The 19,348-nt window shown below is 34.0% G+C and carries 16 protein-coding genes; 10 read left to right on the top strand and 6 right to left on the bottom strand.

All coding sequences use genetic code 11. The features are described from left to right. Positions 1-153: 153 nt before the first annotated feature. Positions 154-2,721: a toxin-antitoxin system YwqK family antitoxin gene (locus tag K1X16_RS03445; RefSeq protein ID WP_225035042.1), complete on the top strand. Its 2,568-nt coding sequence runs from the start codon at positions 154-156 to the stop codon at positions 2,719-2,721. 85 nt (positions 2,722-2,806) lie between these two features. Here the strand turns inward: K1X16_RS03445 and K1X16_RS03440 are convergent, their stop codons facing one another. The 4 genes from K1X16_RS03440 to K1X16_RS03425 form a co-directional block, all read right to left on the bottom strand. Further along, on the bottom strand, positions 2,807-4,492 hold the full coding sequence (locus K1X16_RS03440; RefSeq protein WP_225035041.1) for a T9SS type A sorting domain-containing protein: 1,686 nt from the start codon (positions 4,490-4,492) through the stop codon (positions 2,807-2,809). 147 nt (positions 4,493-4,639) lie between these two features. Beyond that, complete coding sequence (gene pruA, locus K1X16_RS03435; protein WP_225035040.1) at positions 4,640-6,265, bottom strand: L-glutamate gamma-semialdehyde dehydrogenase; 1,626 nt, start codon at positions 6,263-6,265, stop codon at positions 4,640-4,642. Between the two features lie 274 nt (positions 6,266-6,539). Continuing rightward, positions 6,540-6,926, bottom strand: coding sequence for a Co2+/Mg2+ efflux protein ApaG (gene apaG / locus K1X16_RS03430; protein WP_195869754.1), 387 nt, complete (start codon positions 6,924-6,926; stop codon positions 6,540-6,542). Positions 6,927-7,099: 173 nt separating this feature from the next. Continuing rightward, positions 7,100-8,353, bottom strand: coding sequence for a DUF5103 domain-containing protein (locus K1X16_RS03425; protein ID WP_195869753.1), 1,254 nt, complete (start codon positions 8,351-8,353; stop codon positions 7,100-7,102). A gap of 162 nt (positions 8,354-8,515) precedes the next feature. Between K1X16_RS03425 and K1X16_RS03420 the strand changes: the two genes are divergently transcribed. The 6 genes from K1X16_RS03420 (at position 8,516) to nqrF (ending at position 14,650) form a co-directional block, all read left to right on the top strand. Beyond that, entirely contained in the window at positions 8,516-9,868 is a 1,353-nt protein-coding gene (locus tag K1X16_RS03420; RefSeq protein ID WP_195869752.1) for a Na(+)-translocating NADH-quinone reductase subunit A, read from the top strand. Positions 9,869-9,878: 10 nt separating this feature from the next. After that, a complete protein-coding gene (locus K1X16_RS03415; RefSeq protein WP_225035039.1) occupies positions 9,879-11,105 on the top strand; it encodes an NADH:ubiquinone reductase (Na(+)-transporting) subunit B in 1,227 nt (408 codons plus the stop codon). Between the two features lie 3 nt (positions 11,106-11,108). Next, positions 11,109-11,858, top strand: a complete 750-nt coding sequence (locus tag K1X16_RS03410) for a Na(+)-translocating NADH-quinone reductase subunit C (RefSeq protein ID WP_195869750.1) — start codon at positions 11,109-11,111, stop codon at positions 11,856-11,858. 6 nt (positions 11,859-11,864) lie between these two features. Next, on the top strand, positions 11,865-12,509 hold the full coding sequence (locus K1X16_RS03405) for an NADH:ubiquinone reductase (Na(+)-transporting) subunit D (RefSeq protein ID WP_179351539.1): 645 nt from the start codon (positions 11,865-11,867) through the stop codon (positions 12,507-12,509). An 84-nt stretch (positions 12,510-12,593) separates the two neighbouring features. Next, complete coding sequence (gene nqrE / locus K1X16_RS03400; protein ID WP_195869749.1) at positions 12,594-13,334, top strand: NADH:ubiquinone reductase (Na(+)-transporting) subunit E; 741 nt, start codon at positions 12,594-12,596, stop codon at positions 13,332-13,334. Between the two features lie 8 nt (positions 13,335-13,342). Next, a complete protein-coding gene (nqrF, locus tag K1X16_RS03395) occupies positions 13,343-14,650 on the top strand; it encodes an NADH:ubiquinone reductase (Na(+)-transporting) subunit F (protein WP_195869748.1) in 1,308 nt (435 codons plus the stop codon). A 312-nt stretch (positions 14,651-14,962) separates the two neighbouring features. Here nqrF and K1X16_RS03390 read toward each other — a convergent pair whose 3' ends face one another. After that, positions 14,963-16,465 (bottom strand): PAS domain-containing sensor histidine kinase, encoded by a 1,503-nt coding sequence (locus tag K1X16_RS03390; protein ID WP_225035038.1) that lies wholly within the window; start codon positions 16,463-16,465, stop codon positions 14,963-14,965. 113 nt (positions 16,466-16,578) lie between these two features. Next, on the bottom strand, positions 16,579-16,959 hold the full coding sequence (locus K1X16_RS03385) for a cupin domain-containing protein (protein WP_195869746.1): 381 nt from the start codon (positions 16,957-16,959) through the stop codon (positions 16,579-16,581). A gap of 69 nt (positions 16,960-17,028) precedes the next feature. Between K1X16_RS03385 and K1X16_RS03380 the strand changes: the two genes are divergently transcribed. Genes K1X16_RS03380 through K1X16_RS03370 form a run of 3 tightly spaced genes read left to right on the top strand, consistent with a single transcriptional unit; the run spans position 17,029 to position 19,332 of the window. After that, a complete protein-coding gene (locus K1X16_RS03380; protein ID WP_225035037.1) occupies positions 17,029-17,895 on the top strand; it encodes a DUF4846 domain-containing protein in 867 nt (288 codons plus the stop codon). 20 nt (positions 17,896-17,915) lie between these two features. Then, on the top strand, positions 17,916-18,293 hold the full coding sequence (locus K1X16_RS03375) for a Na(+)-translocating NADH-quinone reductase subunit F (RefSeq protein ID WP_195869744.1): 378 nt from the start codon (positions 17,916-17,918) through the stop codon (positions 18,291-18,293). 58 nt (positions 18,294-18,351) lie between these two features. Further along, on the top strand, positions 18,352-19,332 hold the full coding sequence (locus tag K1X16_RS03370; protein WP_225035036.1) for an FAD:protein FMN transferase: 981 nt from the start codon (positions 18,352-18,354) through the stop codon (positions 19,330-19,332). Positions 19,333-19,348: the final 16 nt, after the last annotated feature.

Raw genomic sequence — 19,348 nt, 5'->3', positions numbered from 1 at the left:
TGTGGTTAGATTTCAGTTAGTTTAAAACATTTTCTCAATAGAAAAAATGATGCAATGTTTAGTCTGAGACATCGCATTAGAAATAGTTTAATGTTTTATGACGTTAATCAGGCAAACATTTCTATTCTACACTATTTTAAATACACTTTAGTAATGATATTATTAAATTCTACGAAAACTATTCTACTTTTATTTATAGTAAGTACGGTCTTTATACCTTTAACTTTGGAAGCGCAACAAGACACCATTTATTATGATATATCTTGGAATGGCACCACAAAAGATAATGCTGCTTTTTATAGACCACCAGTTAAAAAAGAGGGTGATTTTTACAGAATTGAAGATTATTACATTTCTGGTCAAAAACAGATGAGTGGTTTGTCTAAGTATGAAGATAAAGATTACTGGGTAGAAAAAGTAAGTTGGTATAATGAAGATGGTCAGCTCTATCAACAAGGTAATTACACAAAAAATAGAATAGACGGTGCATTTATTACCTTTTTAGACGGTAAGAAATTAACTGCTATTTATAAAAAGGGTTTTATTAAATCTGGGGCTCAGAATACCATCCAATCGTCTAATCGTATTTACACAGAAGTTAAAAATGATACCGTAAAAGAGGTGGTATATGATTCTGATATAAACGGCATTCGTTACGAAAGTTTAAGAACGCTTAAGAAAGGTCATTTTCGTACCAAATATTATGATAAAAAAGGTGATAGTATTGGTGAAATTATCACCTTGAAAAATGGATTTCGTAAAGGGATTGAAGTGTTTTATTATTTCTCTCCTATGCGAGTGAAGCAAATTAACTATTATCCGTTTACAGGGTTGTTGGGGCATGAGGATTATTACCCTAATGGTCAGGTTCGGACAAAATTTCAAACTGAACCAGAGTATAAAAACACCTATTTCACTGAGGATGGGACCGAAATAGGGAGTGTAACTTACAAGCTTGAGAATGATTATTTAAAACCTGTAAAAGGTACAAGAATTGTGTTTTCGTACAGTTATAAGGAAGACGTCATGGGGCGAATTTTGTCCTCTAGAACCTACAATTATGGTCTACTTGAAAAAGAAGAGCTATACTATGATAGTGGTAAGATAAAATCACTAACAACATATACAGACAATATTAAAGAGCTTCAAGTTAGTTATGATGAAACAGGCAACGAGCTGTCTAGAATGGTTTATAAAAACTATTATCCATATACTGGTGTAGAAATTAGTGGAAACAAAAGATCAACTTACAAAGAAGGAGAACTTATAGAGGAATTAAAATATTATTCAGATACCAATGTTCTTTTTAGTAAAAAGAATAAAGAAGAAGAGGTTTATTATAGTAAAGACGGAGATGTCTTGGGAATCTTAAAAGTACAGTATAAAAATAGATATGCGAAACCTTTAAATGGTACACGTTACGAAATTGGTTACGATTCTGAAATTTCAAATATTGAAACTTACAAAGATGGTAACGTTATTGAACGGACTAAATTTATAACGAAATTAGTAGGTAAGGATAATTTGGTCGATTTTAAGGTCACCGAATATTATAATGCTAATCAATATAGTAAAAGTAGAGAGGTTAATTATTACAGTAATGGCTCTAAACAAAGCGATATTACATATACGGATTATGATAAAACATTAGGGAAGTTTTACAATGACAAAAATGAGTTAATAGGCACTTACGATTACGATAAAAAACATGGTAAATTATATGAGTTTTTCGATCTCTCAGATGAAATAAAGCTCATTAAAGAGGAAGAAAATGGTGATTTAATAGCGTTAAAACGGTTTGATTATGGTGTGGGGAGGGGTTACGGAGTTATTGATCCTGTATTAATTGAAGACGTTGATGTTAACTGCTGTGCTACGTTTTATGATACGTATGGTGAAGTCTTAGCTGAAATTAACTTTAAAAATAAATTACCTTGGGATGGTGAAATGTACGATAAAACCACAAGAGTTAAGTACACCATAAAAGATGGAAAACGTAACGGAACTTATAAGAAGTTTAATTATAATTTTGAAGTTGTTTTAGAAGAAGGCCATTATGTGAATGATAAAAAGGAAGGGATCTTTAATAGTTACAATCAGTCTGGTGTATTACAATTAACGAGTACGTTTAAGAATGATGTTTTAGAGGGGAAATCCATTAATTATAACGAAGACGGAAAAGAAGTCTCTAGCATCATTTATAGAGACGGAAAACCTTTTGAAGGCACTAAAGTTCTAACAGTAGGTTACAACAGTAAGTCGACTCAAGAAATTTACAAAAATGGTCTCATTACGAAACGCATTTCTTATGATCTTCATGGTAAAAATGTGTCAACCTTTAAAAATGGTGAGGTTGTTGAAACGGTAGCATATCATATAGATTCTAATCATAAGCGATTGCAATACTCCTTAAATAAAAATTATATTGATGGGGAAGTCATTCGTTATGATAAAAACGGAAAAGAACAACATCGTGGCGTAGTAAAAAACCATAAGTTAGAATCGGGTGTTATTTATTTATCTGCCCATGGTTTATATGATAATAGGATGGCCTATATTATCCTAAAACGAAATGCGGATATTGTACAATTGACTTTAGTGGGCGAAAATGAGGAAACGCTCTTTTACGCCGAAGAAAAAGTGGAAGAAGGTTACGGCATGAAATACATTGATAAGTTAAATATTCACCTCGATTATTTACATCCGGAATCATTATACTAAAACTAAAAACAATAATTTGTAATTAAAAAAAGACCGTGTAAATAAGTTTAAACGGTCTTTTTTTTTAAAAAAGGCTATGTAAGCTTTATTTTCGAACTATAAATCGGGTTGTAAATGTGCTAAGGTCATTAGTTATATGTAATAGGTATAGTCCATTGGTTAGGTTTATAGAGATAACGTCTCTGCCTGTTAATTCTTGAGTTGATTGTAGAACAATTTTTCCAGTTAAGTCACTGATTAAAATAGTGGCTCTACTATTTAAATCAGATCGCAATATTAATTCGTTTTTAACAGGGTTCTGCTCTAGTTTTACGGTCTGTAATTCTGTTTCTGAAATGCTTAGTGTCGTATTTAATATTTCATCTAAAGCAAATGCGACATTAGCTTCCGTAAGTTGAACGTGAGGCTCGTTAGCATCAGGACTATGGATGTTTGCAAATGGTGAGACGCTTGTGAAGTCACCATTATAATGCCAATTAATTTCATTTCCTGTAGCAGGTTCAGTAATATCTAATGCAAGTGCACTTACTGTTGGGATATAGCTAAATTTGTCAATTTCTAAAGCGTCAAAAAAAGTGTCGCCGATACCACCCTCGGTTCCGAAAGACTCTGTTAATTCTGAGAGGTCAAATAATCCACCTGGTGCTGCGTCTACACCATCAAAATTTACAGTGCCTGAATTAGCTGTGCTTTCTATATTTGGTATAAATGGCGGGAGAAGTGGGGCGAAAAATCGACTTACTTCTTGCGATGAACCGGCTGCTGGTGTCATATTTATGTCAATTTCAACATCAATTATTCCTAGTGGAGAATCTATTGGTAGTATAGCTTCTACAATCGTAAACCCATTAGTTACAGGTGTAACTCCATCGGCTGCTAAATATGGGCTTCCGTTACCACTTCCGTTGACAATAGCGACGTTACGAACGTCCTCAGGGAATCCACTTGCTGTTAAACTATTTAGATCTGCTTCAAACGTTGTTCTAAATGGATGTGGTTCAGGTAATGTAAGGTTATCATCAAAAGTAAATAGATCCTCACCAGATAAATGCGATTCAAAATGATCTATTAACAATTGCCTTCCTGCGGGAGATTTTAATAAACTATCAATAAAGGGTTGTAATTCTGTAACTGGACTCAAGGGATTATTAGCTAAATAATTTAATTGGTGCTGTAAACCTATAGGCACATTGGCGCCAAGATGAGGAGCATCAAAAGAGATAAAGAGTCTTGTGTCCGCGTCCATGGAGTTGGCCTCCATGTAATTCAGGGCATAACGAGAAATTAAACCTCCCATACTTGGGCCAATAATGACATTTTGATCAGGGCTATTCAATGCTTTATCAGTATTAATAATTGTAATTAATTCTACCAGAAGCATGGCGTTACGTTCAATAAAATCAGTGCCACCATCTATAGTTTCAGAATCTGCAGCACGTGTATACACAGGGAAATTAAGAATAATAACATCAAAATCTAGCGCTCGTAATTGATCGGCTAAATTTTCAGTCCCAGAACTGTCAGCAAAGTCTAAAAGGCTATAAATTCCAATAATGTCCCTTAAGTCGCCGGTATCAAAACCGTCAACAACAATTATGGGCTTGTCTAAAATTCCATCGGGACTTAAAAATATTTGATATTCTCCTTCACCAGGATAGTTTGTAGTTTCTCCATAAGCAGATAGATCTGGAGTAACTCCAGAAGTTATCCAAGTTTGAGCAAAACTTAGAAAAGGTAAGCATAGTAAAATAGTAAAGTAATATTTTTTCATAAGTGCAGAATTTGAATTATTATCTCGAAAAGATACAAAGTTTACCAAAGTAATTGCTCAATTTTAATGTCATTTCTATTAAAAGCAAAAAAAAATCCTTAAAAGTATATAACTTCTAAGGATTTAAATTTCAATTTGTTATCGGTTTTATCCTAAAAAAGGATATCTATAATCTGTAGGAGTTACAAACGTTTCCTTGATTAGTCTTGGAGATACCCAACGCATTAAGTTTTGAGCACTACCAGCTTTATCATTTGTTCCAGAAGCTCTTGCGCCACCAAAAGGTTGTTGACCTACAACAGCACCTGTTGGTTTGTCGTTTATATAGAAATTTCCAGCAGCATTCTGAAGCACTTTTGTAGCTTCTTCAACAGCATATCTGTCTCTAGAAAGAATAGCTCCAGTTAATGCGTATTCGCTTGTTTCGTCTACGAGTTTTAAAGTTTCAGAGTAGGCTTCATCGTCATACACGTATATTGTAATTACAGGGCCAAATAACTCTGTACACATTGTTGTGTATTTAGGATCTGTAGTTACGATGACTGTAGGCTCAATAAAATAACCTTTAGATTTGTCATAGTTACCACCAGCAATGATTTCTGCGTCGCTATCTGCTTTAGCAGCATCTATATATTTAGCTAATTTATCAAAAGAACCTTCATGGATGACTGCAGTAATAAAGTTGTTCATATCTTCTGGAGACCCCATTTTGAAAGATTCCATATCTTCAATTAAATGCGCCTTTACATCGGCCCAAATACCTTTAGGAATATAAGCTCTAGATGCCGCGCTACATTTCTGACCCTGAAATTCAAAAGCGCCACGTGCAATAGCTGTTGCAACTTGTTTTGCATCTGCCGTTTTATGTGCGACGATAAAATCTTTTCCACCTGTTTCTCCAACAATTCTTGGGTACGTTTTATAGTTATGAATGTTGTTTCCAATCTGCTTCCATAACTCTTTAAATACGTGTGTTGACCCTGTAAAGTGTAGTCCAGAAAAATCAGGACTCGCTAATACTGTATTTGTAATCATTACAGGATCTCCGAAGACCACATTGATAACACCATCAGGGACACCAGCTTCTTTAAAAATATCCATAATTACTTTTGCAGAATAGACTTGGCTATCACTTGGTTTCCAAACGACAACATTACCCATTAAAGCCATACATGCAGGTAAATTACCGGCTATTGCTGTAAAGTTAAATGGAGTTACAGCGTATGTAAAACCTTCAAGAGGTCTATATTCTACTCGGTTCCATGCGGCACTTGTGCTTTCTGGTTGTTCCATGTAAATGTCTGACATAAACTGAACATTAAAGCGTAAGAAATCTATAAGTTCACAAGCCGCGTCAATTTCAGCTTGATATATATTCTTCGATTGCGCTATCATCGTGGCTGCGTTGATTTTTGCTCTGTATGGACCCGCAATTAATTCTGCAGCTTTTAAGAAAATACCTGCGCGTTGTTCCCATGGCATTTGTGACCAAGACTTACGTGCTTCTAATGCCGTAGAAATTGCCTCTTCTACATGTTCTTTTTCTGCTAAATGATATTCGCCTACTATATGTTTATGATCGTGTGGAGGAGACATTGTTCTGGTATTTCCAGTTTTTACGTCCTTTCCATTTATGTACATAGGAACTTCAACCTTTGAATTAAATAATGATTTGTACGCTTCTAAAACAGCTTTTCGTTCTGCGGAACCAGGTGCGTAAGACATAACAGGTTCGTTAACTGCGATAGGTACATTAAAGAATCCTTTTCCCATAATATATTTGTTTTTTTAGAGTGAGTTTTTAAAGTGTAAATGTACAATTTTTTAAAAGTAAATATGGATTTCAAACGTTATAGTTGTGTGAAGATTGTAAATACTGTTTTATAGATTATTCTTAGAAATTTTGCTATTGTTTTTGTAAAAATATTCTTAGCATATAATGCTTCTTATAGGTTGTAAGCTAAGTAAATAACGATGTGTTAAACAAGTTTAGTTTGTTGACAATTGTTTTTGAAAAACAATGAATTACGTAAGAGAAATAGAAGGCTTAATTAAGTGCAAAAGGCGCACTTAATTTAAACGATGGAATGTAAACTTTAAATTGATTAGTTTTAGATAGGTTAACCATATTATAATGACCGCGCATAGCCCCAAAAGGTGAGGATAAAAGACATCCTGAATTGTATGTGTGCGATTCGCCAGGTTTTAAAACTGGTTTTTTGCCAATAACACCTTCTCCTTCAATAATCTCTTCATTATTTAATGCGTCAAGTATTTTCCAGTGTCTAGAATTTAGTTGAACTGAATCTTTACTTTGGTTTTCGATAGTTACTTTATAACCAAAAGCAAAATGTACTTTATAGTTTTTATAAAATGTACCTTCAAAATTAGTTTCTACAGTAATTTTTATGCCGCTTGTAACTTGTTGAACCATTGTAATAATATAATTAATCTATGCTAAAATAACATAATTTTTGAATGAAGCGCTATAATTCGGTTAAGAGGTTAGGTTTTTTAACAAAAACATTATAAAATTAGTAATGTGAGAGGTGGGTGTTATTTTTTAGTGTCTTTTTTTATTAATATGGAAATATGTATTTAGATTTTCTAGTTGGTAATATTCTCTGAAGTGGCTTCACCAAAACCAATAAGTCTATCGTAACGCGCCCCTAAATCCTTATAATAAACTAAGACTTTATAGTTGTTTTCCGTTTCCCAGAAATTTCCACTGATGGCTCCTTCGTCTAGCTCTCCGGTTTCTCTATCTACCGTTACATATTTGTAGTTATAAAACCCTTGTTTAAGCAGCATGGTAATTTCGTAACGGTTGCTTTCAGGATTATAAATCATTTGCGTTAACGGTTCAATCGTAAAATAATTGAAATTGCCATATACATGAATATCCTTAGTTTTTAATTCGTCTTGTAATAATGAAAAATGAACCATTACATAATCTGCTTCAATATCTGGATTATCTCTATCGATTATAGTCACTAAAAAATTCCCATTAATATCTGGATTATACGTGTACGGTCTATCTTTTCGGTTAATGTTAGTGTATAAATAGTTGTGGTAAAGATCTCCTAATTCAATATATTGAACACCTACATTCGCGGCTCTAACATCTTTATTTTCAAAATATAAATATTCGTTTCCTCCCCAAAACGCAGATTCCGTATCATAGCGATAGATGAGCTCATTACCTAATGTGTATTGTGGTTTTAAACCGGTAATTGCAGTGTTTAAGTTGTTATTCTGAATAATAACTGTTTTTATGGTTTCTAATGGGTTGTTTAGATTGGTACCATTCGTGGTAATCACCAAATCTACGGATTGTTTTTCTGCAATAACTTTTACGTCTCTAGAACGTTTTACGCTTACACCAACGTTAGCAATGTCTTCATAGACCATAAATTTTCTACTAAACATAAGTTCGTCATAGTCATCATAAATAGAAATCATGTAATTTCCACTTTTTAGGAAACCATGCGTTTGTTGGTTTGGGATTCTTAAATTGTAATGCGAATAAATTTGATAGGTGTTAAATGAATTTTCATAATCTAAAATACGTTGGTTGTCTAAGCCTTTAAGATATTCAGACTTCACTAAGTTGGATGGGGTCCAATCATAATTAAAATGTTCAATAACGTAGTAAAAGTCTTCTTCGTTTCCTGTTAAAGCATCAAACTCTAACATTAAAGGTTCGCCAAGTTTAAGAACGGGTAATTGTCCTTGTGTGGTATTGCTCTTAAACGTAACGGTTTTTATAAAATCTGGTGGATTTAGTTCGTAGGCGACTTGAGAAAATGATGATATTGAAAATAGAAAAAGTGTTAAAAAGTTGAAAAAGGTCTTATTCATTGTTTAAAATATGTGTTGCGTAAAGATAATCAAAATCTATGCCTTAAAACAAGTAGCTTATTTATAATGAATACAAATAAAAAAGTTGCTGTAAATTGAGATATAATTAAGCATTAATTTGTAGATTTGCACCGATTTTTAGATAACTAATCTTTAAAAGATATGTCAAAAGACATCAAAATTAAAAAGGGCTTAGATATAAAGTTGATCGGTGAAGCCGAACAAACTTTAGAGAATGCTGTCATTAGTAATTTCTATTCTATTAGACCCGAAGACTTCCATAGTATTATTCCAAAACTTATAGCAAAAGAAGGGGCACGTGTTAAAGCAGGTGAGACTTTGTTTTACAATAAGGATAATGAAGCAATGAAGTTTGTTTCGCCAGTTTCTGGTGAGGTAACCGAAGTGCAACGTGGACCAAGACGTCGTATAGACGCTATTAAAATAACAGCAGACAAGGAACAAACCTATGTAGATCATGGTAAGTTTGACTTAAATGCAGATGCAGAAAAAACTAGAGCACACTTGTTAGCTTCAGGTTGTTGGGCTTTTATAAAACAACGTCCTTATGATGTTGTTGCAAAAGCAGACAGTACGCCAAAAGCTATTTTTGTGTCTGGTTATGCAAGTGCACCTTTAGCCGCAGATTTAGATTATACGCTAGCTGGTAAAGAAGCAGAGTTACAAGCTGCTGTAGATGCGCTATCTAAATTTACGGATGGTGGTTTCCATATATCAGTAGGCAAAAATTCTAATTCGCCTTTAGCTGGTTTGCAAAATGCAACAATTCATAAGGTTTCTGGGCCACATCCTTCAGGGAATGTTGGAACTTTAATTAGTCAAGTAGATCCTATCAATAAAGGTGAAACGGTTTGGACCATAAATGCTCAAGATCTTGTAATAATAGGTGAGTTGCTTTTAACAGGAAGATTTAATGCAGAGCGCGTTATAGCTTTAGCGGGATCTTCAGTTAAAAAGCCACGTTATTTCAAAACTAAAATTGGTTCTGAAATCGCAACTATGGTTTACGATAACGGAGTTGAAAGAGATGGGAACGATCGTTTTATTTCAGGTAACGTATTGTCTGGAAAACGCGTGCAACCAGATGGATATTTAGATTATTATAGTAATATTATTTCGGTAATTCCAGAAGGTAATGATTACGAATTATTTGGATGGAATAAACCAGTATTTGATAAAGTCTCTAACACAAGAGCTTTAACGTTTTCATGGTTAACACCGAATAAGAAATACGATTTAAGTTCTAATATGAATGGTGAGCATAGAAATTTTGTGCTTACAGGTAATTACGAACAAGTGTTTCCATTAGATATATATCCAATGCAAATTCTAAAATCTTGCTTATATAAAGATCTAGATGAAATGGAAGCTTTAGGTATGTATGAAGTAGCACCAGAAGATTTTGCCTTAACAGAATTTGTATGTGTGTCAAAACAGCCGCATCAGCAAATTATTAGAGCAGGCTTAGATTTAATGTTAGAAGAAATCGGTTAAAAAATAGATAATGGGTTTAAAACAAAACTTACATAACATAAGAGAAAAATATAAAGGAACAAAGATGGCACCTGCCTTCAACGCCTTACATACGTTTCTTTATACGCCTAATGATACTGCACATGGTGGTACACACATTAAGGCGGCAGACGATTTAAAGCGTACCATGAACACGGTTATAATGGCATTAGTTCCGTGTTTAATTTTTGGTATGTTCAATGCAGGTTATCAGCATTACTTAGCTGTAGGAGAAATTGAAGCTGTAACTAGCGGTTTCTTTAGTAGCGAATTTTGGACCTTACAAAACTTTAGTTTAGGGTTTTGGAAGATACTTCCTATACTACTTATTTCTTATGGTGTTGGACTAGGAATTGAATTCCTATTCGCTGTAATTAAAGGCCACGAAGTAGAAGAAGGTTATTTAGTAACAGGGATGTTAGTGCCGTTAATTGTACCAATCGATATTCCATTATGGATGTTAGTGGTGGCTGTTGCTTTCGGTGTTGTTATCGGAAAAGAAGTCTTTGGAGGAACTGGGATGAATATTCTAAACCCTGCCTTAACCATTAGAGCATTCTTATTCTTTGCTTATCCTACTTGGATGAGTGGTGATAAAGTTTGGGTTGAAGGTGCTACAGAACGCGCTAAAGAAATAATTGCAGGATCTAATGCAGATGCCATTTCGGGAGAAACCATACTAGGTGGATTAGCACAATCACATCCTATTGACTATTCAGTAGCGGATATGTTTTTTGGGTTTATTCCTGGGTCAATTGGTGAAACATCGACACTATTAATATTATTAGGTGGTTTATTCCTAATCTTTACTAAGATAGGTAGCTGGAGAATCATGTTGAGTTCTGTAATAGGTGCATTAGTTATGGGGTATATTTTTAACCTTGTAGTTGCAGCAGGATGGATTACAGAAACAAGTAATTTTTACGGCTTAATGAATACGGAATTCTGGCATCATTTATTAATTGGAGGTATGGCATTTGGTATTGTTTATATGGCTACAGATCCAGTAACAGCATCACAAACAAATAAAGGGAAATGGATTTATGGTTTCTTAATCGGGTTTATATCGATTATGATTCGTGTATTTAATCCAGCCTACCCAGAAGGTGTGATGTTAGCAATATTGTTAATGAATGTGTTTGCACCTACTATTGATCATTATGTGGTTCAAGGTAATGTGAAAAGAAGATTAAAAAGAGGAAAATTAAAAACAGCTTAAGTTATGGCAATCGATACAGATAAAAATAGTTACACCGTTATTTTTTCTATCGTGATGGTAGTGGTTGTAGGCTCGATACTTGCAGGACTTGCTTCAGGATTAAAACCTTTAGTGGATGCTAATAAACGTTTTGAAAAACAACAAAATATATTGTACGCCATGGGTATTAATGCCAATGAAGGTACAAGTGATGTTGCTTTTATTTCTACCGATGAAGTAGAAGATAAATTTGAGAGTACTATTACAAAGCAATATGTAATTGAAGGTACAGAAGCTTCAGAAAACTCAGAAGCCTATTTAATAGATATTAAAAAAGAAGAGGCTAAAGCTAAAGACCCTAACTACAAACGAAAATTACCATTGTTTGAAGGTGAAAAAGACGGAGAACCTATCTATGTTATTCCAATTAGAGGAAAAGGATTATGGGATGCCATTTGGGGATTTGTTGCAGTAGATAAATCTATGACTGTTCAAGGCGTGTTTTTTGATCATGCAGGTGAAACACCTGGTTTGGGAGCAGAAATTAAACAACGTTATTTTATGGACGATTTTGAAGGAGAAAGCTTATTTGATGAGTCGGGTGCTTTTAAAGGTATTACTGTAGCTAAAGGTAATGCTGATCCTAAAAACGAAAGAAAAACGGATAATGCCGTTGATGCAATTGCTGGTGCAACGATTACTGGTGATGGTATAACCGCGATGATTAAGAAAGATTTAAAAATGTACGTGCCTTATTTCAAGACATTAAAATAAAAATGTATGGGACTTTTATCAAAAAAAGATAGTAAACTTATAATGGACCCCTTAGCGGACAACAACCCTATTACCATTCAGGTATTAGGTATCTGTTCTGCTTTAGCTATTACAGCGCAGTTAAAGCCATCAATAGTAATGGCCATTTCTGTAATGTTTGTTATGGGCGTTGGAAACGTGGTTATTTCGTTAATGCGAAATATCATTCCTTCAAAGATTAGAATTATTGTACAACTTGTTGTTGTTGCAACTTTAGTTATTATAGTGGATCAAGTGCTCAAAGCTTATGCGTATAGCTTAAGTAAAGAACTATCGGTGTTTATTGGCTTAATTATTACCAACTGTATCATCATGGGACGTTTTGAAGCTTTTGCTTTAGCTAACGGTACATGGAGATCCTTTTTAGATGGTATTGGTAACGCTTTAGGTTATGGTGTTATTCTTATTATAGTTGGGTTCTTTAGAGAGTTATTAGGATCAGGAACATTGTTCGGTTTCAAAGTCCTTGGAGATTCAGTTGAGAAAACAGGATTATACGCTATAGGCTACGAAAACAATGGATTTATGGTATTACCTCCAATGGCATTAATAGTGGTAGGTATTATTATTTGGGTACAACGTAGTAGAAATAAAGAATTAATAGAAGACTAAACGAGTTGGCAGTAAAACAGTAATCAGTAGGCGGTTTATGCTTGTACTGAAAACTGCGCACTGAGAACTGAAGACTTATAGAAAATGGAACATATAGAATTATTTTTTAAATCGATATTTGTAGATAACATGGTATTTGCATACTTCTTAGGTATGTGTTCATACTTAGCAGTATCTAAAAAAGTATCTACGGCTGTAGGATTAGGAGCCGCTGTTATATTTGTACTCGCAATAACAGTACCTTTAAACTGGTTGTTAGATCAGTATTTATTACAAGAAGGTGCCTTAACTTGGTTAGGTCCAGAATTTGCCGATTACGATTTAAGTTTCTTGTCTTTTATTATGTTTATTGCAACCATTGCTACGATGGTACAATTAGTAGAAATTATTGTTGAGAAATTTTCACCATCATTATACAATTCATTAGGTATATTTTTACCGTTAATTGCTGTGAACTGTGCGATTTTAGGGGGCTCATTATTTATGCAGTCAAGAGAGATTGAAACTTTAGGTTTAGCACTAAATTATGGTATAGGATCAGGAATTGGATGGTTTTTAGCGATTGTAGCTATCGCAGCAATTAGAGAGAAAATTAGATATAGCAATGTGCCACCAGCTTTAAGAGGTTTAGGAATTACCTTTATCATAACAGGTTTAATGGCTATTGGTTTTATGAGTTTTGGAGGTATGCTTACTGGAGGCGAAGAAGAAGCTACAGAGGAAACTGAAGAAAACACTGTTGGCATGGTGACTGCTATTGCTGATGAAAAAGACGAGGCATCTAGTCTTGTTATTAAAACAATTAACGATACGGATAAAAATTAATAAGGAATATGGTATTAGCAGCAAGCACAATAGGAACGGTCATCGCTACAGTTGTCGCGTTTTTAGTAGTTACTTTATTATTGGTATCGCTTTTACTTGTAGTGAAGCAAAAATTGTCTCCATCAGGACCAGTTAAAATCACTATTAATGGTGAACGTGAAATAGAAGTTGGATCTGGAGGAACGTTATTAAATACCTTAGGAGCTGAAAAAATATTCTTACCATCTGCATGTGGTGGTGGTGGTACATGTATTCAGTGTGAGTGTCATGTATTAGAAGGTGGAGGTGAAGCTTTACCAACAGAAACACCACATTTTAGTAGAAAAGAATTAGCTGAAGGTGCACGTTTATCTTGCCAAGTAAAAGTAAAGCAGGATATGGAAATTACCATTCCTGAAGAAGTTTTCGGAATTAAGAAATGGGAAGCAACGGTTGTACGTAACTATAATGTAGCGTCATTTATTAAGGAATTTGTAGTTGAAATTCCTGAAGATATGGGCTATAAAGCTGGTGGTTACATTCAGATAGAAATTCCAGAATGTGAAGTGAAGTTTGAAGACATGGATATTACAGCACATCCTGAAGAGCACGAAACACCAGATAAGTTTCAAGCTGAATGGGACAAGTTTAATCTGTGGCCATTAGTAATGAAAAATACAGAAACTGTAGAAAGAGCTTACTCTATGGCATCTTACCCTGCAGAAGGACGTGAGATTATGTTAAATGTACGTATTGCGACGCCACCATGGGATCGTAATAAAAATGGATGGATGGATGTTAATCCTGGTATTGCATCGTCTTATATATTTAACCAAAAACCAGGTGATAAAGTAATTATTTCTGGCCCTTATGGTGAATTCTTTATCAACGAGTCAGAATCTGAAATGCTTTACGTTGGTGGTGGTGCAGGTATGGCACCAATGCGTTCGCACTTATATCACTTATTCAAAACCTTGAAAACGGGTCGTAAAGTAACGTATTGGTATGGTGGTCGTTCTAAACGTGAGTTGTTCTATTTAGAGCATTTTGAAGCGTTAGAAAGAGATTTCCCTAACTTTAAATTTTACTTAGCATTATCTGAACCAATGGAAGAAGATAACTGGAAAGTAAAAGAAAATATCGATGCACCAGGAGATGGTTTCGTAGGATTTATTCACAACTGTGTTATAGATAACTATTTAAATCATCATGAAGCACCAGAAGATATTGAATTGTATTTCTGTGGACCACCATTAATGAACCAAGCGGTTCAGAAAATGGGTGAAGATTTCGGAATCCCAGATGAGCATATTAGATTTGATGACTTTGGAGGATAATATCCGATAAGTCTAGAATTAATTCATATTAAAAAAGCCAATACTTTATTAGAGTATTGGCTTTTTTTATTAGAGTAAAGGCGTTTAGAAATACGATGTAGTAAACACTATGAATTAGAACAGTACTTGTGGGACGCTAATGATGTCATGCTTAATTCTTATTTCAATCTTCATGATTAATTGAATGCTTATAAAAAGTATTTAAGTAAGTTAGAAGATATCTGTTTTAAACTATTAGTAGTTAGCAGCTGATTTTTTAAAAGTAAGAAATGAATTATAACACTAAGATTATCATTAGTACTGCAGGCGACATCAATCTGAGATGTGTTTTTTTAAATGGATATAAAATGTAGTGCCTTCATTAACTTGACTTTTTACTTCAATTTTTCCACCAATAGCTTCAATTTGATTTTTTGTTATAAACAATCCTATACCGCGTGCATCTTTGTGCTTATGAAAAGTTTTATACATGCCAAAAAGACTCTCACCATATTTATTTAAATCGATACCTTGGCCATAATCTTTTATTTTTAGAATAACAAAATCATTCTCCATGTCGAAGTTGATGTCAATCTTCGCTGGTTCGTTTGGCTTTTTATATTTAATAGCATTCGTTAAAAAGTTTAAAACAATACTATCTACATATGCCGGAACACCTTCTATATAAAGTTGTGGATCTATATGAATACTTATTTTGGTTTTAGATTGTAGAATAAGTGCGGATATATTTGAGAGCGCTTTATTTAAACTATCTAATACATTAATCGGTTCTGTTTTTAAATCCTTTTGAATGTTAATGGTTGCGACTTCATTTAAATGACCTACAGTTTCGCCTAGTTGGTCTACAGCAAGTTCTATGAGTGGGAAAATTTCATTCTCAGTAGTTTCAGGCAAATCCATTTTTACGATATCTAGTAACATATCTAAGTTACCATAATGTGACCTTAAATTATGTGATACGATATGCGCAAAATTTAACAAGCGTTTATTTTGGTTTTCAGTTGTAGCTAATAATTTAGATACCTTTTTGCTCTTTTTCTCAATTTCAGATAAGTCACTAATTTGAGCTACAAAATGAGACGGTTTCTCATTTCTATGTTTTATAATTGTCGTCGATAAAAGCGCTGGAATAACCTTGCCCTTTTTGTGAATATAGCTTTTTTCGGTCTGAAAATTATCGATGTCTCCGTTAAGCAATTCTTTCATAGCCTGACGTCCTTGTTCCACATCTTTGGGATGGGTAATATCTTGAAATGTTAATTGTTTTAGTTCTTTTTTACTATAACCAAGCATATCACAAAGACTTTGATTAACGTCTATCCAGGTGCCATTTAAATCTAAAATAGCCATACCCACTAATGCTGTTTCAAACGTTTTACGGAGAAGTTGTTCTTTATAAGCTAATGCTCTAGCAGTCCTTGTCTTTTCATCAATATCTTGAAAAAGCCCTTGTACTTTTATGCACTCATTATTTTCAACTATAGGTGTTCCAATAACTCTAACCCATTTATCTTTTCCTGTTGCGGTAACAATTTGGACTTCGACATCATACGCTTTGTGCTTTTCAATACAATCAGTAAATGCTTTAGAAATTAGATTTAAACTATCTCCAGTTTTGTAAAAATTAAGTCCCTGTTCAACAGTGGGTTCATAATCTTGAGAAACTCCATGAAGTTTTTTTGTTTGAGAACTCCAATTAACCGTATGTAGATTTGGGTCATATTCCCACGTGCCTATAGAAGCATGTTCTTGAATGAAATCGAACAGGTAAGATTCCTTTTTATTATGCGATATGTTAGTTTTATTAGTATTCAAAACATTTAGTTGTATTGATTACGGCTTAATAAATATAAGATTTAATCTTTAAATTATAGGTGATTTATATCAGGTAATGCGCTAAAGTTGATTGTACTCAGTAATTTTTTTCACTATTTATACTCCATAATCAAATATACGCTTGTAGTCTTGCCAATATTTAATACGTCATGTGAAGTTACGGAATCTTTGCTAAAAACATAACCCGTTGGCACATCTACATCGCGCGTACCTGCCTGATCTGTAATTCTAAATTTACCTCCAACTAAGGTATAGCCCACATGTGGATTGTGGTAGTGTTTCTCATGGCCAACACCAGGCTCAAAAGTGCATTTAAGAACACGTAGTTCGTCGTTGTCTTCTAAAACCTCGCAGACTGCATCACCTTTCCAACCCGCTTCTAATGGGTCTGGTAAAGGCTTGTTTTTTTTGCAACCAATAAGCAATATGATGATTCCTAAACATAGATTGAAATGAGCGAGTTTTAGTTTCATATTTGATATAAATTTATAAAGTTAATTTTGTTGTATAACAAATCTAATAAGTATAACGTTCTATGTAGTATGAAAAAGGTTTTACTTATCGGTTTAATATTAGTATCGGTGGGAGTGCTGGCATTTCAATTTCAGCCTATAAAAAAAGCAGTTACTATTGTTACATCTAGTATTGAAACACCAAGTCTTGTTAATAAAGATAGCTTATCTATTTTAACTCGAGTGAATGTTCCTGAAGGTTATAAACGTGTGGTTTATCCTGAAGGAAGCTTTCAAGAGTATCTTAGACATTATAAATTAAAACCTTATGGAAGCAAAGTCATTAATTACGATGATTCAGAATATTTCTGGCAAGGAGGCCATATTGGTGTTTTAGAAATACCTGTACCTAAAAATGGTTTGCAACAATGTGCAGATGCATTGATTAGAGTTCGAAGTGAATACCTCTGGGATAACAACAGAAAAGATGAAATAGGTTTTAACTTTACTTCAGGTCACTACTGCTCTTGGACCAAATACGCCGAAGGTTTTAGACCAAAAATTAATGGTAATAAAGTAACGTTTCATAAAACGGCAAGCGCAAATACTTCAAAAGAAAATTTCTATAACTACTTGAATTTAATCTACATGTATTCGGGAACTTTATCACTTTATAATGAACTTGAATCTGTAAAAGCCAAAGATTTGAAATTGGGTGATATGTTGATTAAAGGAGGAAGTCCAGGACATATTGTTATGATTTGTGATGAAATCATAAACGAAAATGGAGATAAGTTATACCTCTTATTTCAAGGTAATACACCTGCGCAATCAGTTCATTTAGTGAAGAATCTTGAAGATGCTACTATTTCTCCTTGGTATCAACTTAAAGATGATGCTGTAATTTCGGTGTCTAATTATACGTTTAGTAGTGCAAAGTTTGTTCGGTTTAAGTAACAAGTTTGTATTTTTGTAGTATGAGTAAGCCATTAACACCACAAGAAGTACATAATCTCGCCATGAACCATGTTGGTAAAGACCTTGAAGCTCGTGGTTTTGAGTTCGTAGCTATCAATTCTAAGCTAAAACGTCATCCTCAATTTGTGTGTATTGATAAAAATAGTCAGTATTATTTTGTTGTAGTAAGAGCTGTAATTTTACCAGATAATCCTAATAATTATGATGTGGTTTGGATGGAAACCTTCAAAAAACACGCTTTTGAAAAAGATGCTAAAGTCCTTTATGCTGGTGTTGGATTAGGAAATCCAGATGGTGAAGATTTGCCCATTTATTTAAACGAAGAATACCTTATTGAATATAACGGCATTCAAGTCATAGAAATGAATTTGAATTAACCAATTCCTGCAAAAGCAGGACTCTTATTAATAAAACACCAAGATTTTAGTTTTTAATATGAATAAAATTTTACTTTCATTTAGCCTTTTATTACTGGTTTTTTCTTGTCAACAAGAACCAAAAAACATCAAATTATCAGGTCCAGTTTTTGGAACCTCGTATAGCGCTCAGTACCATTCTGAAGATGACATAAACTATAAAGAACAATTTGATAGTCTTTTTAATGTCGTTAACGAATCCATGTCAACTTATATGCCTGAGTCAACGATTTCAAGACTAAATAAAGGAGAAGAGGTGATGGTGGACAAGCATTTTACACGTGTTTTTGAAAATGCAAAACTCATTTATAGAATGACCGAAGGTGCTTTTGATCCCACAATAGGAGCTGTCGTTAACGCTTGGGATTTTGGACCAGAAGGCAAAATAACTAACGTTGATAGTACAGCCATTGATAGTTTAATGAAGTCTGTTGGTTTTAATAGAATGGGGCTTAAAAATGGTAAGCTTATAAAGAGCAGTCCTTCGTTTTTAGATTTTAATGCCATAGCCAAAGGCTATGGTGTAGATGTCCTTGGTGAGTTTCTTGAAGCAAAAGGTGTTACCGATTATTTAGTTGAAATAGGAGGAGAGATTCGTGCTAGAGGAATTAATCTTGAAAAACAATCGCCTTGGAAAGTGGGCATCGATGATCCCAATTTTGAAGGCGAACAATCCTATTCTAAAGTGATTCCGCTTCAAGATGAAGCGATGGCAACCTCTGGAACCTATCGTAAATTTAAAGTTGATGAAAAAGGGAATCGTTATGCGCATATCATAGATACAAAAACAGGTTACCCTAGTAAAACCAATATACTAAGTGTTTCTGTTCTCGCAGAAGATTGTATGACGGCAGATGCGTATGCCACGGCGTTTCAAGCTATGGGAATTGAAAACGTAACAGAATTTTTATACAGACATTCAGAATTAAAAGCGTTTATCATTTTTGAGAATGATAAGAATGCGCTTGAAACGGTGTCGTTAAATGACTTTCCGGACTAGAAAAACCGCCATTCAG

The organism is Winogradskyella sp. SM1960, from assembly GCF_020179375.1.
GTDB classification, from domain to species: domain Bacteria; phylum Bacteroidota; class Bacteroidia; order Flavobacteriales; family Flavobacteriaceae; genus Winogradskyella; species Winogradskyella marina.
Note: the sequence above shows the minus strand (reverse complement) of the source record. Positions and strands in the feature narration are given on the sequence as shown.

What these genes read in the sequence shown, in the direction of transcription:
- K1X16_RS03445 (WP_225035042.1), top strand. Translation starts at nt 154, where the DNA reads ATGATATTATTAAATTCTACGAAAACTATTCTACTTTTATTTATAGTA.
- K1X16_RS03440 (WP_225035041.1), bottom strand. Translation starts at nt 4,492, where the DNA reads ATGAAAAAATATTACTTTACTATTTTACTATGCTTACCTTTTCTAAGT.
- pruA (WP_225035040.1), bottom strand. Translation starts at nt 6,265, where the DNA reads ATGGGAAAAGGATTCTTTAATGTACCTATCGCAGTTAACGAACCTGTT.
- apaG (WP_195869754.1), bottom strand. Translation starts at nt 6,926, where the DNA reads ATGGTTCAACAAGTTACAAGCGGCATAAAAATTACTGTAGAAACTAAT.
- K1X16_RS03425 (WP_195869753.1), bottom strand. Translation starts at nt 8,353, where the DNA reads ATGAATAAGACCTTTTTCAACTTTTTAACACTTTTTCTATTTTCAATA.
- K1X16_RS03420 (WP_195869752.1), top strand. Translation starts at nt 8,516, where the DNA reads ATGTCAAAAGACATCAAAATTAAAAAGGGCTTAGATATAAAGTTGATC.
- K1X16_RS03415 (WP_225035039.1), top strand. Translation starts at nt 9,879, where the DNA reads ATGGGTTTAAAACAAAACTTACATAACATAAGAGAAAAATATAAAGGA.
- K1X16_RS03410 (WP_195869750.1), top strand. Translation starts at nt 11,109, where the DNA reads ATGGCAATCGATACAGATAAAAATAGTTACACCGTTATTTTTTCTATC.
- K1X16_RS03405 (WP_179351539.1), top strand. Translation starts at nt 11,865, where the DNA reads ATGGGACTTTTATCAAAAAAAGATAGTAAACTTATAATGGACCCCTTA.
- nqrE (WP_195869749.1), top strand. Translation starts at nt 12,594, where the DNA reads ATGGAACATATAGAATTATTTTTTAAATCGATATTTGTAGATAACATG.
- nqrF (WP_195869748.1), top strand. Translation starts at nt 13,343, where the DNA reads ATGGTATTAGCAGCAAGCACAATAGGAACGGTCATCGCTACAGTTGTC.
- K1X16_RS03385 (WP_195869746.1), bottom strand. Translation starts at nt 16,959, where the DNA reads ATGAAACTAAAACTCGCTCATTTCAATCTATGTTTAGGAATCATCATA.
- K1X16_RS03380 (WP_225035037.1), top strand. Translation starts at nt 17,029, where the DNA reads ATGAAAAAGGTTTTACTTATCGGTTTAATATTAGTATCGGTGGGAGTG.
- K1X16_RS03375 (WP_195869744.1), top strand. Translation starts at nt 17,916, where the DNA reads ATGAGTAAGCCATTAACACCACAAGAAGTACATAATCTCGCCATGAAC.
- K1X16_RS03370 (WP_225035036.1), top strand. Translation starts at nt 18,352, where the DNA reads ATGAATAAAATTTTACTTTCATTTAGCCTTTTATTACTGGTTTTTTCT.